The sequence below is a fragment of the Staphylococcus hyicus genome, assembly GCF_000816085.1.
Taxonomy (GTDB): Bacteria; Bacillota; Bacilli; order Staphylococcales; family Staphylococcaceae; genus Staphylococcus; species Staphylococcus hyicus.
In genome coordinates, this window is the sequence record NZ_CP008747.1 from 740,823 (window position 1) to 756,756 (window position 15,934).

Annotated in this window: 14 protein-coding genes; 13 read left to right on the plus strand and 1 reads right to left on the minus strand. The window is 34.9% G+C overall.

Annotated features, from left to right (window positions below; translation table 11 throughout):
* The first annotated feature begins 46 nt into the window (after positions 1-46).
* The 6 genes from SHYC_RS03315 to SHYC_RS03340 all read left to right on the plus strand — a co-directional run bounded on the left by SHYC_RS03315 (position 47) and on the right by SHYC_RS03340 (position 7,150).
* The gene (locus SHYC_RS03315; RefSeq protein WP_039644515.1) at positions 47-1,228 is read left to right on the plus strand and encodes an MFS transporter; all 1,182 of its coding nucleotides are present in this window, start codon (positions 47-49) and stop codon (positions 1,226-1,228) included.
* A complete protein-coding gene (locus SHYC_RS03320) occupies positions 1,215-2,978 on the plus strand; it encodes an IucA/IucC family protein (protein ID WP_039644517.1) in 1,764 nt (587 codons plus the stop codon). Before SHYC_RS03315 ends, SHYC_RS03320 begins: the two co-directional genes overlap by 14 nt.
* A gap of 3 nt (positions 2,979-2,981) precedes the next feature.
* Complete coding sequence (locus SHYC_RS03325; protein WP_039644519.1) at positions 2,982-4,052, plus strand: alanine racemase; 1,071 nt, start codon at positions 2,982-2,984, stop codon at positions 4,050-4,052.
* 87 nt (positions 4,053-4,139) lie between these two features.
* Positions 4,140-5,108 (plus strand): ABC transporter substrate-binding protein, encoded by a 969-nt coding sequence (locus tag SHYC_RS03330; protein WP_039647530.1) that lies wholly within the window; start codon positions 4,140-4,142, stop codon positions 5,106-5,108.
* Between the two features lie 57 nt (positions 5,109-5,165).
* Positions 5,166-6,191, plus strand: a complete 1,026-nt coding sequence (locus SHYC_RS03335) for a FecCD family ABC transporter permease (RefSeq protein WP_039644521.1) — start codon at positions 5,166-5,168, stop codon at positions 6,189-6,191.
* Positions 6,188-7,150: a FecCD family ABC transporter permease gene (locus SHYC_RS03340; RefSeq protein WP_039644523.1), complete on the plus strand. Its 963-nt coding sequence runs from the start codon at positions 6,188-6,190 to the stop codon at positions 7,148-7,150. Before SHYC_RS03335 ends, SHYC_RS03340 begins: the two co-directional genes overlap by 4 nt.
* A gap of 219 nt (positions 7,151-7,369) precedes the next feature.
* On the opposite strand, the gene SHYC_RS03345 is transcribed toward SHYC_RS03340, so the two are convergent.
* On the minus strand, positions 7,370-7,630 hold the full coding sequence (locus SHYC_RS03345) for a SunI/YnzG family protein (RefSeq protein ID WP_039644525.1): 261 nt from the start codon (positions 7,628-7,630) through the stop codon (positions 7,370-7,372).
* A 187-nt stretch (positions 7,631-7,817) separates the two neighbouring features.
* Here SHYC_RS03345 and SHYC_RS03350 point away from each other — a divergent pair, with 187 nt between their 5' ends.
* The 7 genes from SHYC_RS03350 to SHYC_RS03380 all read left to right on the plus strand — a co-directional run bounded on the left by SHYC_RS03350 (position 7,818) and on the right by SHYC_RS03380 (position 15,400).
* Positions 7,818-8,321, plus strand: coding sequence for a metal-dependent hydrolase (locus SHYC_RS03350; RefSeq protein WP_039644527.1), 504 nt, complete (start codon positions 7,818-7,820; stop codon positions 8,319-8,321).
* A 55-nt stretch (positions 8,322-8,376) separates the two neighbouring features.
* Positions 8,377-9,567, plus strand: coding sequence for a UTP--glucose-1-phosphate uridylyltransferase (locus SHYC_RS03355; protein ID WP_039644529.1), 1,191 nt, complete (start codon positions 8,377-8,379; stop codon positions 9,565-9,567).
* A 10-nt stretch (positions 9,568-9,577) separates the two neighbouring features.
* Complete coding sequence (gene trhA, locus SHYC_RS03360; RefSeq protein WP_052257798.1) at positions 9,578-10,264, plus strand: PAQR family membrane homeostasis protein TrhA; 687 nt, start codon at positions 9,578-9,580, stop codon at positions 10,262-10,264.
* A gap of 312 nt (positions 10,265-10,576) precedes the next feature.
* Positions 10,577-11,902, plus strand: coding sequence for a multidrug efflux MFS transporter SdrM (sdrM, locus tag SHYC_RS03365; RefSeq protein ID WP_039644531.1), 1,326 nt, complete (start codon positions 10,577-10,579; stop codon positions 11,900-11,902).
* A 41-nt stretch (positions 11,903-11,943) separates the two neighbouring features.
* Positions 11,944-12,411: a SepA family multidrug efflux transporter gene (locus tag SHYC_RS03370; RefSeq protein ID WP_039644532.1), complete on the plus strand. Its 468-nt coding sequence runs from the start codon at positions 11,944-11,946 to the stop codon at positions 12,409-12,411.
* A 391-nt stretch (positions 12,412-12,802) separates the two neighbouring features.
* Positions 12,803-14,233, plus strand: a complete 1,431-nt coding sequence (locus SHYC_RS03375) for an MDR family MFS transporter (protein ID WP_039644534.1) — start codon at positions 12,803-12,805, stop codon at positions 14,231-14,233.
* 102 nt (positions 14,234-14,335) lie between these two features.
* Positions 14,336-15,400 carry an Mrp/NBP35 family ATP-binding protein gene (locus SHYC_RS03380; RefSeq protein WP_039644536.1) on the plus strand — a complete coding sequence of 355 codons (1,065 nt, stop codon included), beginning with the start codon at positions 14,336-14,338 and terminating at the stop codon, positions 15,398-15,400.
* The last annotated feature ends 534 nt before the right edge of the window (positions 15,401-15,934 follow it).

Here is a 15,934-nt window from a genome sequence, read left to right on the forward strand (position 1 = left end):
AATATCGGAATTGAGAATCGTTATCAATTAAAGAAAGGTGAGTATTTTGGCTAAATGGTATTTTTCTAGCACTTTTTTACTCTTTTTAGGAAATTGGATTGGCCAGATTGCATTAAATTGGTATGCATTTAAAATTAATCATAGTGCGATAGATTTAGCTTTAATCAATTTCTTTCGTTTAGTTCCAATTTTCATGCTTAGTTTATGGGCAGGGAGTTTAGCTGATCGTTATTGTAGATGTAAGCTTATTAAGTTGAGTGTCGCAAGTTCTTTTATCGTTACAACCACGCTTACAATTTTAGTCTTTACCTTAGGCGATGTTCCTATAATCGTATTATATGGATATGCATTATTACGTGGTTCTTTAAGTGCGCTTGAAACTCCTGTAAGACAAGCTGTTTTGCCAGATTTATCATCTCGATTATCTGTCTCCAAGGCCGTATCTTATAATTCATTTATCTTGAACGTATGTCGCTCCATTGGTCCGGCTATTTCTGGGTTTATAATTGCAATATATGGCAGTGCATTTGCTTTTCTATTACAAGCGGTGTTTTATTTTATTTCGCTGCTATTCAGTTTACCGCTTTACTTTAAAGCAATACAACCCAAACGCGTTCGAGGTTTATCATTTGCGGTTGCAAAGCGTTATTTAAAACTACATATTGAAGGGAGAAATATTTTTCTCACTTCTTTAGTGATTATGGCGACTGGATATTCTTATACAACAATGTTGCCAATTTTAACCGATGCACATTTTCCAAATAATGCCTCTGTATTCGGTACTGCTATGACAATTAGTGCCATAGGCGGTGTGATAGCAACATTAGTACTTCCTTATGTTATCCACTATACTAAAAATAAACACATGTATTTTATAAGTTCGATAGGTTTTGGAGTAGGTCTGCTATGCTTATTTATGGCGAACATGATGACGTTATTTGTAGTTATCTTTTTTGTCGGTTTGTTTGGTCAATTTGCACGAACATCTAACCGTATATTTTTCCAAAATGATGCAGAACCAGAACATCGGGGAAAAATTTTAAGTGTAATTATGATGGATCGTGGCATGATACCATTGGGTGCCATGCTTATGAGTTTGGTTACGGAATGGATAGGCATTACATCAACATTTTTAATTATGGGAATCAGTACAGTTAGCATCGCAATGATGGGGTATGTGATGAATCAAAAAATCAATGGAGGTCCACTAAGAAATGAAACTCACTAATTATCAACGTGCGGACAGAAATATACAATATCGCGTGTTACTAGCGTGTATCAAAGAATCATTATTTCCTGAAGATGCGCATGTGAACATGAATCCCTCGTCAATTGACATACAATTTCACCAACATGTGTTACATGTTAAATGCCAAACACAAAGTGCATTTTTTCAAATTCATTTAGAAGGTCCAATTACATATCAAGCTGGCGGTATAAAAAAAGAAATGGATTGTTTAGAAACGTTAATATTTTATTTAGAAAGGTATTTCAATATTCCATTCCATGATCAATTGACTGAAGAATTGAAACATAGTCGTCTCGGAATGACGCTCACTTATGAGCAATACGAACAACGAAAAATCGCTATGCAACACTCACTTAAAATGACGCGTTTACCTGATAAAATTAATTTTGTATCATGGCTAAGTCATATGCAAGGGAATAATGAATGGACAAGCCTTTCATATACAGAAGGGATGGTATGGGAAGGTCATCCGTCACATCCGCTCACTAAAACAAAATTACCACTAAATGAATCTGAAATACGTGCTTATGCGCCGGAATTCATGAAAACCGTATTGTTGCGTCTTGTACTTGTGCATCAAGATGAGCTAGCAATTACAGCGATGGATGGTAATGATCGCTTTATCGGTGAGCATGTTGTTCCAGAATTTAACGGTCGTCTCAAACAATTTCTTGAACCTTTGGGCTGTCAGTTAAATGAGTATCGCATTATGTTGGTTCATCCATGGCAATATGAGCATGTCATTACGACTCAATTTGCTCATAGAATTCAAATGTTGCGTATTATTCCCACCCCGTACACAGTCCCGGCTAAAGCGACACTATCATTTAGAACAATGGCCTTGGATCAAAAACCATATCACATAAAATTGCCAGTTAACGTTCAAGCGACGAGTGCAGTGCGTACGGTGTCTACAGTTACGACAGTCGATGGTCCTAAATTGAGCTATCAATTGCAACGGCTCTTAAATATTTATCCTACATTGCAAGTGGCTTTAGAGCCGTATGGTGCATACGTAAAAGAGGAGCCAGATATTGCACGTCAATTTGGCATGATTGTACGCCAATCTCCAGCAACGACGAATCAAAATAAATTGCAATTTGTGACAGCAGCTTTAACGCAGGAGAATCCAGTGGATGAACAGATTACTGTAGATAGCTTAATCGAGTTTTTATATGACACGGTGAATGAAGAAACCATCGAACGTTTTATTAAAGACTATACTAATGCGTTAATACCACCTTTAATAGCTTATATACAAACATATGGTATTGCGCTTGAAGCACACCAACAAAATACAATACTTCAAATCGACCAACAAACAAGAGGATTTTCATTTATTGTTAGAGATTTAGGTGGGTCGCGCATTGATCTTCCTACACTTCAAAAAGAGGTTCCTGATTTAACAATAACAAATCAAAGTTTAATCGCTGATAATATTGAAGCGGTCGTAGCAAAATTTCAACATGCAGTTATTCAAAATCAATTAGGAACGTTAATTGATCATTTCAGTCATATTCATCATATTGAAGAACATCGATTATATGCGATTGTAGCTGACTGTTTAGATAAATCGATAAAAAATCATTTGGCACATGCAGAGGTTTTAAATGATATCTTATTTGGTCAATCAGTGACGGTGAAAGCGTTACTAAATATGCGCATGCATCAAAAAGTAAAATCTTATATGCAAATTGAATTAGCAAACCCAATTCAAAAAGAGGTGTAAATTGTGGCACATATCAATATTCATCTCAGTAAAATAAAATATAATGCATTACTGTTAAAACATATGCTTGAAGAACGCGGTATTCAAATGGTACCAGTGTTAAAGTGTGCGGCAGGGGATTCGGAGATTGCACAGCTTTTTGAAAAATTACCATTTCAACATGTGGCGGAATCTCGTTTGAAAATCATATCAGAAGCAACATCATCGCTAAATTATATGATGATAAAAGGTGCGACGCCAAATGAAATTGCCAAGCTCGTATCCCATACATCGATGAGCATTCAAACAGACTTGGATATCATACGACGGATTAATACGGAAGCCCATAAGCAAAACAAACATCATCATATATTGTTGATGGTGGATTGGAAAGATGGGAGAGAAGGATTATTAACTTATGAAACTGTGGATTACTTGAATGAAATGATGCACATGGATCACATCTTTTTAAAAGGTTTAGCATTTAATTTTATGTGCTATCGACCGATGCCACCTACAGAAGAAGATATTAGTTATATTGAGCGTTTCTTAAATAGTATTGAACAAGAAACTGGATTCAATTTTACAACGATTTCAGGCGGGAATTCTAGCATGTTAACACTTGCAATGTATCATGACTTAGGTAAAATCAATGAATTACGTATAGGTGAGGCAATTTTTAGAGGTTACGAAACGGCGCACAATCAACGGCTACCATTTTTGTATGATGATGCTATTGAGCTTGTAGGCCAAATCGTTGAAATTAAACCACGATTGAATTTATCCACCCATCAACCTTATATGCAAGCGTTAGTGGATATCGGTAATTTAGATACAGTCGTGTCTGAATTAACCCCTGTGGATGCGAAGGTGAAAATTGTCGGAAGCACAAGTGACTTAATGTTAATCGACTTAGGAGATACACATGGATATCAAATCGGCGATACGATGACATTTAAAGTAGAATATGGTGCACTCGCCCATAGTATGCACTCGACTCAACTGTCTAAACAATATCTTTACGATAAAGGTATAGAATTAATGCTGGAAAATTTGAAATGTACAAAAGAGAATAAAATTTTAAATAGATATTGACATTGAGAATCATTATCAACTAAAATGTAGGAAGTAAGCCGAATTACATAAGAAAAGGAGAATGTCATTGTGAACATTAAAAGAGCAATGAGTTTATTCACATTGGTAGCATTCATTATCATTCTTGCTGCATGTGGTAACGTAAGTGACTCTGGAAATTCAGATAGCAAGAGTAAAAGTGATGGCAAAGGCGTCGAAATAAAGCATGAAGGTGGAACTACAACAGTGAAAGGGGAACCTAAACGAGTTGTAGCACTTGAATATTCATTCGTAGATGCACTTGTTTCTCTTGGAGTCAAACCAGTAGGTATTGCAGATGATGGTAAAAAAGGAAATATTATCGCACCGATTAAAGATAAAGTAGGCGACTATAAGTCTGTGGGTGCTCGTAAACAACCTAACTTAGAAGTGATTAGTGAATTAAAACCAGATTTAATCATTGCCGATAGTAACCGTCATAAAGGAAATTATGAGCAATTAAGCAAAATTGCCCCTACAATTATGTTACCAAGTTTAGATGCAGATTATAAAGAAAACATTGAAGCATTTAAAACAATCGCAAAAGCATTATCTAAAGAAAAAGAAGCGGATAAACGCTTAGATGAACATAAACAAATCATCGATAAATACAAAAAAGAAATTACAATGAACAAAGACTTGAAAGTATTACCAGCTGTAATTTCTCAATCAGGATTTTTAGCACATTCAGATAAATCTTATGTTGGTCAATTTTTAAATGAACTAGGATTTAAAGAAGCTTTAACAAAAGAGGTTGCGGATCAATTACCTGAATATTTAAATGCACCATACTTAAATATGAACTCAGAACAACTCGCTGAAGTTAACCCTGAACGTATGTTTATTATGGTCAATGGCGAAAAAGATCCACATTATGCTAAAATGAAAAAAGATCCAGTTTGGAAAGATGTGAAAGCGGTTAAAGATAATCGTGTACACATCGTAGATAGACAAACTTGGGCGAAGTTCCGTGGGTTAATTTCTTCAGAAGAAATTGCTAAAGAACTTGCAGAAATTTCGAAAAAAGAACAAAAGTAACACGAACAGTAATTGAGCAGTTCTAACAATGTTATTTATATAAAAAGGTGATTTCTAATGTCTAAGCAAACACATACCAATTTCAAAGAATATCACCAAGGAAAACGCACAGCGCTCACATTTATTGTGAGCGTGTGTTTTCTTATTATTGCAATATATCTTAATCTTGCAATCGGTGCTTCTAAAATTTCGTTTCAATCTATGTTGGATTACTTGTTTCAACTTAAAGATACAAAAGAAACGTTTTTGATACATAACGTGCGTATGCCAAGAATGATAGCGGCAATACTTATCGGTGCAGCACTTGCTGTTGCAGGGGTATTGATGCAGTCTATTACACGAAATCCACTCGCATCGCCTCAAATTTTTGGGGTTAATGCCGGTGCGTCCTTTGTCGTTGTTTTAATTACGGTATTATTACCTTCACTTGCGCATCATACGGTCATATATGCTTTTATGGGCGCATTTATCGGTGGTTTAACGGTCTATGTATTAGCTGGCACTACTAGAGGGATGACACCTGTGAAGCTTGCGCTAGCAGGGATGACCATTCATTTGTTTTTCACGAGTTTAACGCAAGGAATCATATTATTAAATGAGGACGCTACGACAACAGTCATGTTTTGGCTGGTAGGTGCATTACATACAATTAAATGGCCGGATATTATTCATATATTACCTTGGATTGTATCAGGTTTAGTGGTGGCTTTACTATTAGGAAGACAACTAGCAATCTTAGAATTAGGTGACGAACTTGCAAAAGGATTAGGTCAAAATACGCAGCGTGTTCGTGCAATAGCAGGCTTAATTGTTGTAATTCTTGCAGGGGCCTGTGTTTCAATAGCTGGTCCAATTGGTTTTGTTGGACTGATCGTACCGCATATCGTGAAATACTATTTAAATCGGAATTATTTTTTAATAATCTTGCTTTCTATCATTATGGGGGCTAACCTACTCTTAATTTCTGATGTGGCAAGTCGTTTAATTGCATTCCCGTTTGAATCACCAGTAGGTATCGTCACGTCATTCATTGGTGCGTTATACTTCTTATGGATTACGATGAGAGGAGTGAAAACGCGATGAAATTAAATTTGTCTAAACGCTATCTTATCGTTGGATTCATTTTAATCCTGGTTTCCATATTAAGTTTAAGTGCAGGTGCAATTTGGATTACACCTATGCAAGTGTTGAAAGAGATGTGGACGGGAGAGAACTTTATATTAAACGAATACCGTATTCCGCGAATGATTTTAGGTATTCTGGTAGGTGCAGCTTTAGCGATTTCAGGTGCAGTTATTCAAGGTGTCATCCGAAATCCTTTAGCCTCTCCAGATGTCATTGGGATAACAAAAGGTGCTAGTCTAGCAGCAGTTATTGTGATTATCTTATTTCCAAAAGCACCATTATTCGTATTACCATTTGCATCGTTTGTAGGTGCGATCATCATTAGTATCATTTTATCGCTATTAATAAGTTACAAAGGTGTGAAAGGTTCTCAACTTGCGCTTATAGGTATGGCGATTGGTGCTATAGCGATGGCAATTGTTCAGTATTTATTAATACGAAATCCAATGGAAGCAAATATCGCACTTGTTTGGTTAACTGGTAGCTTATTCGGAAGAACATTCCAACATATTATTGCAATCTTACCGTGGCTTATCGTGGCAATCCCGATAATTCTGATTTACTGCAGAAAATTAGATTTATTACATTTAGGAGAAGATGTTGCTACGAGTTTAGGTACACATGTAAACCGTACTAAAATGATTTTACTCATTACAGCAGTCATGCTTGCTGGTGCTTCTATTTCTGTTGTTGGAGGCTTGAGCTTTTTAGGATTAATTGCACCTCATATTGCACGCAGTATCGTTGGTCATAAACATCTACATATTGTATTGATGTCTGGCTTGATAGGTGGGGTATTGATGGTGTTTTCCGATGGTCTTGCAAGAGCGATTGCACCACCAATCGATATTCCAGTAGGGGTGCTCATTGCTATTATTGGTGCACCGTATTTCTTATATGTTTTACGTAAATTATAAATGCAGAAATGTCGTCATCGTTGACGGCATTTTTTTGATGTTAGTTTGAAAAGTAAATGTGTAATGTATATGAAAGAATATTTACAAGTCTATAGAAATCGTCTTGTGGCGTAATATGAATGTGTGAAACACATTTAAAATATAAAATTTGGGTATAAAAAAAGCAATCCACTGAGGATTGCTTTTTTCATAAAGTCAACGAATCGTTAACATTTATATTTATTTAGTGACTTCGTTATAAACTTTTTTGTCGTTGTGCGTATAAATAATGTACTGATGGTCATCCGTATCAATGATAACACGGTTCGTTTTGCCAAATGTTGATCCAATACGAGAAACTGTTTTCTCTTCTGTGCTAGGAAACGCGTGAATATCTTGATCCTCAGTAACGTTTTTAATTTCGTTGTTTGGAATACGGATATCTGCAACTCTCCATTGGATTTGTACTTCTTTGTCGTTTTTCTTAACTGTCATAGCCATTTGACTGACACATCCTTTTCCTAATTGATGATATTAGTGTAACCGATTTCTTAAAGAAATGCAAGATAAATGTGTTATACATTTATATAAATGTGACATACTAATAAGACGCGAAAATATGTTCGTATTTTTGCGTTAATTATGCTATACTATATCATTGAAAAATGGAGCGAGAAAGGAGTCGGAAATGACTGGTAAAACGCACTCTTCAGCGGGTTTGCTCATTGGAGCTATGGTAGCCACCCATTTTGAATTAGATGTATTCGAAACAGTGACAGCGATAGTTATTGCTGGTATTGCGAGTATCTTTCCTGATATTTGCCACACGAAAAGTAAAATCGGTCAACGTTTAAAATTCGTAAGTTTTATTATCAAACATTTGTTTGGTCATCGGACGTTTACGCATTCGTTATTATTCATTAGTATTTGTTATTATTTATTAACGCTTATTCAAACACCGCTTTACTATATGATTAGCATTATTTGTGGTATGCTTTCACATGTAATATTAGATATGTTGACCCCTAGAGGTGTACGATTATTATTTCCATTGCCAATACGCGTTCGGTTTCCGATTCATTTTAAAACGGGAGGCCTGGTCGATTTATCTTTGGCTTCAGCATTTAGTTTTTTAACACTATACATATTATTCGAAATACCAATAAAACGCGTGCTAATGACTTGGATATAATTATATGCATGTTGACAAGTAATAATGAATTTATGAATTAAAGGAGCGTATAGTTATGCTTGAAAAAAATAAATTAGAGAAATACAACCAACAACACTTATTAGAATATGAAAAGATGATGAGTCAAAATGAAAAAGAACGATTAGAAGAACGTGTCAATGCATTAGACTTGGCTGAGGTTCAAAAATTGTATGAAGAGGTGTACGTAAACCGTCAAACGATACGTGATGTTTCTTCAGTTCAAGAAGTCGATTATTTGAGAAAAGAAGATTTTGATGATGAAACGATAGAAATATATGAAAATAAAGGGATGGAAGCAATTCGTAATCATCAGTTTGCGGTTTTATTAATGGCTGGTGGTCAAGGTACACGTCTTGGATTTAAAGGCCCAAAAGGATCGTTTAAAATCAAAGGCGTAAGTTTATTTGAATTGCAAGCCCGTCAGTTATTAAAATTACATGAACTTACAGGAACATATGTCGATTGGTATATTATGACAAGTGACATTAATGATGAAGAAACACGACAATTTTTCGAAACACATGACTATTTTGGTTATGACCCTTCACACATTTATTTCTATAAGCAAGACACTATCGTTGCTTTAAATGAAAAAGGCCAGTTAATACTTAATCACGAGGCACAAATTATGGAAACACCGAATGGGAATGGTGGGGTTTTTAAATCTTTGAAACGTGCTGGTTATTTAGAACAAATGGTGTCGCGTGGAAATCGTTATATTTTCGTTAATAATATTGACAACGTACTTGTGCGCGTGCTCGATCCGGTATTTGCGGGCTTCACAGCGCATCATGATAAAGACGTGACGTCCAAGTCTATACAACCTAATGAAGGTGAAAGCGTTGGGCGTTTAGTCAATCAAGATGGCAAAGATGCTGTGTTAGAATATTCTGAGCTTGACCCTGAAGTTGCCCATCAATTTGAGAATGCAAATATTGGCATCCATGCTTTTAAAACAGCATTTATAGATCGTGTGGTTGATGAACCTTTACCGTACCATTTAGCGATTAAACAACTCGATCAGCTCGATGAGGATTTTGGGATTGTTACGCGTCCTACATTAAAGTTTGAACTGTTTTATTTCGATATTTTTAAATATGCACATTCTTTCATGACGTTACAAGTGCTACGCGAAGCAGAATTTAGTCCTTTAAAAAACAAAGAAGGCAAAGATAGTGTGGAAACAGCGACGAATGACTTAATACGATTAAACATTATTGAATAGGGGTGGCGTGATGTCACAAATGAATGCCACAAAAATTACAAAACGTAAATTAAATGCATTTAAGGAAATCAATCCACTCTCTTTTGGAGAAGAAATTGGAAATGCCGTATCACACGGGTTTGCTGCTTTATTAATGCTTATTGCACTCCCTTATGCTGCAGTGCATAGTTATATCTTATCAGGTGTGACTATGTCTATTAGTGTATCGGTGTTCGTTATTAGTTTGTTTTTAATGTTTTTATCATCAACGGTTTATCATACAATGAAACAAGCGTCATCTCATAAATATGTATTACGAATTATCGATCATAGCATGATTTATGTTGCAATTTCAGGAAGCTACACGCCTATTTCGTTAGTGCTTGTTGGTGGATGGCTAGGGTGGACAGTGATGATATTATTATGGGGCATCACCATATGGGGGATTTTATATAAAGCATTATCTACGCACGTTAACCCTAAATTGAGTTTATTTATCTATTTGTTTATGGGATGGGTCGGTGTCATTTATTTCCCAATTATCCTTAAAGAACAAGCATGGACATTTTTAATATTTATCATTTTAGGAGGGCTTGCCTATACGATTGGTGCATGGTTTTATGCACAAAAAAATAGACCTTATTTTCATATGATATGGCACATCTTTATTTTAATTGCCTCGATTTTTCATTTTATTGGAATTGTATATTTTATGTAGATGGATGAGACATGTTTTCGACATATAGAACAATTATAATTGGATTGTTGTTATTACTGCTATTCCAAATCTACTTTGTGTTTTATTATTTATTTGGTGAAGGTGTAAACCATAGCTCACCAATTCTTGGTATCATATCTTTGGTACTTGCAATTATCATCCTTAGCATCATCATAACGGTTAGACGCTATTTTAAAAATCAATAGTTATGTGGAAGCGAATCTCTCTAAAATATTAGAGTGGTTCGTTTTTATTAAGACGTATTTTATTTTATAGTAGTAATTGAAAGGGTATGGAAGGTGGATGCATGAAATGAAAATGAAGCAACTTAATGTAATACTATCATTAGTGTTAATCATGTTTATGTCAGCTATTGAAACGACAATTGTCTCTATCGCATTGCCAACCATGCGTAAAGACCTACATCCGGATGTTTCTATCGCATTTGTGTTTACGATTTACTTTATAGGTATTGTGGTCGCAATTCCCTTTATGAGTGAATTGATGTCACGAATTAAAATACGTACGATTACATTGGTTGGATTGGGTTTCTTTATAGGCGGTAGTCTGTTGGCGGGTTTTAGTAAATCATTTGAAATATTATTATTATCACGGTTTATTCAGGGCGTAGGTGCAGGGATTAATATGTCTCTTGCCCAAATTGTTCCGAAGTTAGCTTTTGAAATTCCTTTTAGATATAAAGTGATGGGAATCGTTGGAAGTGTCTGGGGTATTTCAAGTATTATTGGCCCTTTTATAGGTGGTTTGATACTTGAATGGTCAACATGGCATTGGCTGTTTTTCATTAATGTGCCAATTGGTGCCGTTGCCACTATATTGGTAATCATTAGTTACCAGTTTAATTCAGAAACGATAGAAAAACGCGTTGTTGATTACATTGGTATATTGCTATTTTATGTTTTTATCGGTCTTTTAATGTGGATTGTCATGACTTTTCAAATGAATTGGTTTTATGTCATATTCATAGGTTTGCTTATTTTATATAGCTTAGGACTCAAACGCTATTTTAAAAGTAAAATGCATGCATTTATTTCTGTTAATGAATTTACACCATTAATACGACTTGCTTTTATTACCGATATATTTATTGCTATGATTTTAATTGGTTTTAATGTGTTTATTCCTTCTTATTTACAAGATGAATTACATTTTTCGCCCTTAGAAAGTGGATTGATTATTTTTCCATTATCTGTAGGATGGTTACTTATTAACTTTATGATGGATTACGTTGACAAGCGTTTATCAATTAAATTGTTTTATTTAACATTGATAGGATTTCTTTTTTTAGCAAGTTTGAGTGTCATGATGAATGTTAATCATCCGATATGCATTGCAATTACTGTGTTTTTTGCGGGTATGGGCTTTGGAAGTGCATATACGAAAGATAGTGTATTAGTTCAAGAAGGGGTCTCACAAGGTCAACTCAAAAAAATGATGTCTTTATTTACGTTAAATCGTAATTTAGGAAATGCGATTGGTTCTGCAATTATGGGAACGGTATATAGTATCTCAATATCCTTTATCCATGTTCCGATTCAACATGTTATGGCTTTAGTGATGCTTATGCTTGCGCTATTATGGGCGATATGGCAACTACAGCGCCCAAACTTTAAATGATGATATGAATGATTCAATATGCGATGTGAGGAGGATAGAATTTGAAGCGAAAATTTAATTTAATTAATATCCTTACGTTACTCGTGATTATGATGATTTTTGTCATATCAGGTGGCATATTTTTAACATTACTAGCATTTGGTCTGTTTGGGCTAAGTCGCATATTGATCTTTTTACATCTCGCAGAATTTACATTTAACGAAGGTTTTTACGATAATTTATTCTATTACGGTAGTTATATTTTATTGGGTTATTTTCTCATTTATTGTATTGAATATGTGATGGATATGTTAAAAAAGAAACTTCATCCTAACCCATATTTACAAGGTATGACTTTTCACCTCATCACTTACACTATGATCGTTTTCTTATTTTATTTCATTGTACATGTGCATTTTTCGCATATCCATATTGAGTACTGGGTGTTAATGATTATTTTTGCATTTCTTTATATGTGTAAAGAGATTTTTTATCCCGATTCAGAAAATTTATATCAAAATCGCAAATGATATACAAGCTATAAATAATGCCCTGATTTTACAAGAAAATTTTAAATAAGGGGTATTATTTGTAGTTTTTTGTTTTCTCAAACAAACATTTTGAGCGGAGTAAAAGAGAAGTGTAAAATAACATAAATGCTTCAAAATTATTTATTAAAAAAAGAAATGAGTAATCATCGTGAAACCTTTATTGAATGATGCAGCGTGGTGTTAATCGTACATCGCAAATGAAACGTTAATTCAATTACAAAAGAGTTATATGAAAGAGAGTAATGTGATGTGTCATTTATAACATTGATACAGGCATGTATTAAGTAATGGTGGTCAAACTACATATCAATTTGAATTTAAATATTAAAATGATGTTCGGATTTTGAGTTGTAGAAAAGAGGTTTATGGCATGGCAACAAAACAAATTGGGAAAGATGAGCGTAATATAATTGTAGCAGTGATGTTAATTAGTGCATTCACAGCAATTCTAAATCAAACACTTTTAAATACAGCTTTACCAGACATTATGAAAGGGTTAAACATTGACGAGAGTACATCTCAATGGTTAGTAACAGGATTTATGTTAGTAAACGGAATTATGATTCCGTTGACCGCATATTTTATGGATCGGATACCTACGCGTACGCTTTATATGATTGCGATGGGCATCTTTCTTTTAGGATCTTTTATCGCGGCTTTGGCACCAAATTTTGCGATATTAATGATAGCTCGAGTGATACAAGCGATGGGCGCTGGCATTATTATGCCCTTAAGTCAATTCACGATGTTTACACTCTTTCCAAAAGATCAACGTGGCTTCGCAATGGGTCTTTCTGGTCTAGTGATTCAGTTTGCACCCGCAATCGGACCTACGTTATCTGGGGTGCTCGTTGATCATTTTTCATGGCGCGTGCCATTAATTGTAGTGGTTGTCGTGGCAGTCATTGGTTATATATTTGGCTTTAAATTCATGCACAATTTTAGTACAACAAAATCTGTAAAGTTGGATAAAGTATCAGTCATACTTTCAACACTAGGGTTTGGTATGATGTTATATGCATTTAGTATCGCAGGGACAATGGGTTTCCATCATCCAATTGTCATCATTAGCTTATCCCTAAGTCTTATCATTATCTTTTGGTTTATTAAACGGCAACTTTCAATCGATCATCCTATTTTAAGATTAGAAGCGTTTAAAAATCGTACTTTTGCTTTAACGTCCATTGCTTCAATGATTGCATTTACATCAATGGTAGGTCCAGCGCTTTTAGTACCGATTTATATTCAAAATGTACTTGGATTATCTGCCTTTTTATCTGGTTTAGTTGTCTTACCCGGTGCAATGATTAACGGCGTGATGTCTGTAGTAAACGGTAAAATATATGATAAAGTAGGTGCACGCATTCTTATTATTCCAGGATTTACACTGTTACTCATCACAACGTTGATGCTTAGTCAAATTACGGCACATACATCGTATATGTATGTTATTACCGTATTTACTATTCGTTTAGTCTCACTTTCTTTCATTATGATGCCTTTAAATACTGCTGGCATTAATGCGCTTGAAAACGATATGGTGTCACACGGGACAGCAATTATGAATGCTTTGCGTACTATTTCAGGCTCTATGGGAACAGCAATCATGGTTACTGCGATGGCTATTGGAGCATCATGGTACAAACCAGACATAACTATTGCAAAAATGATGATTCAAAAAGAGGCGATGGCTTTTGGAGTTGATTCGGCTTTTTATGTTGCTTCATTTATGGTGTTTATTGGCTTGGTCATTAGCTTATTCATTCATGACCGTACTAAAGTAAAGAAAAATACGATGTAAGCATGCGTTAAAATAGTGACCAAAAATAATGCATATACCTTATTTTGAAACGATATCTTTGGTAAAATAAATTTAAAATGTTTACTAAAGGAGATGGCGGATGTGTTAACACAAGAGCAAGTTAAATCTATCTTAGGTGAAATGATTGATCCATCGGTTAACGTTCCTCTTAAAGAGACGGAAGGGTTAATAGAAGTTTCTATTAAAGAGGACAAAGCACATGTCAGTGTAAAAGTTGCAATGGCGAAATTAGGGGGACAGCACCAGCTTGATTTACAAATGGCAATTGTTGAGAAATTAAAAGAAAATGGTGCAAAAACAGTGGGTATTCGTTTTGAAGCCTTGCCCGATGAGAAAGTACAAAAATTTAAAGAAACGGATGATTCAAAGCAACAAACAATAGAAGAATTTTTAGCGCAGGGCAATGATTTAGAATTTATTGCTATTGCTTCTGGTAAAGGAGGCGTGGGTAAATCAACAGTTTCTGTTAATTTAGCTGTGGCATTGGCACGACAAGGAAAACGTGTAGGATTAATAGATGCGGATATATATGGGTTCAGTGTCCCTGATATGATGGGTATTGACACCAAACCCAATATTGAAGGGAAATCGGTGGTACCTGTGGAACGGCATGGGGTTAAAGTGATTTCAATGGCGTTTTTCGTTGAGGAGAATGCACCCGTGATTTGGCGTGGTCCTATGTTAGGTAAGATGCTTACAAATTTCTTCACAGATGTTAAATGGGGAGAACTCGACTATTTAATTCTTGATTTACCTCCTGGAACAGGGGATGTAGCCCTAGATGTGCATACCATGTTACCGTCAAGTAAAGAAATTATTGTTACTACACCACATCCAACTGCAGCATTTGTAGCAGCTAGAGCAGGTGCGATGGCAAAACACACTGATCATAGTATATTAGGTGTTATAGAAAATATGTCTTATTTCCAAAGTAAAGAAACAGGAAACAAAGAATACATTTTTGGTCAAGGTGGCGGTCAAAAATTAGCTAATGAACTACAAACAGATTTGTTAGGCCAACTTCCTTTAGCACAGCCCTCTTGGAAACCGGCTGATTTTTCACCATCAGTATACCAACCTGAAGATGAACTAGGCCAAATATATCTTGATATGGCACAAAAAATAATAGCGAAAACACAAGTATAATTAACTTATAAACATTCTAAAATGAGTTACAAATCATCAGAGTAGGCTAGGAATCTATATGATTTCGAAATCTACTCTGTTTTTTTGTGCTCTATAGTTAAAATACGTGTAAATAGAATGAAATAAGTGTAAAGAAAAACCTTGCACTTTTAAACGAACCTGATAAAATAAATTCTTGTGAGCACAACGAAGCTCGCCTGAGCAAAAAAAGATTAAAAAAGTTGAAAATAATTGTTGACTTTGATTGTTAAACTTGCTAAGATATAAAAGTCGCTGAAAACGACGGAAACATTTTAAGAATAAATTTTCAATAGTGTAAAAGTTACTATTGAAATTGTAAAAAGAATGTTTTAAAATTATAAAAGTCTTGTAAATAACTTGTTAAGAACGTTAAGTTGTGATAAGATATTCGATACCTAAATGAACATTGAAAACTGAATGACAATATGTCAACGTTAATTCCAATAATTTTGAGTACGTAACGTACTTTCAAGAGTGATTGGCTTAAGCAATCAACGAGCTATATCAAGCTTA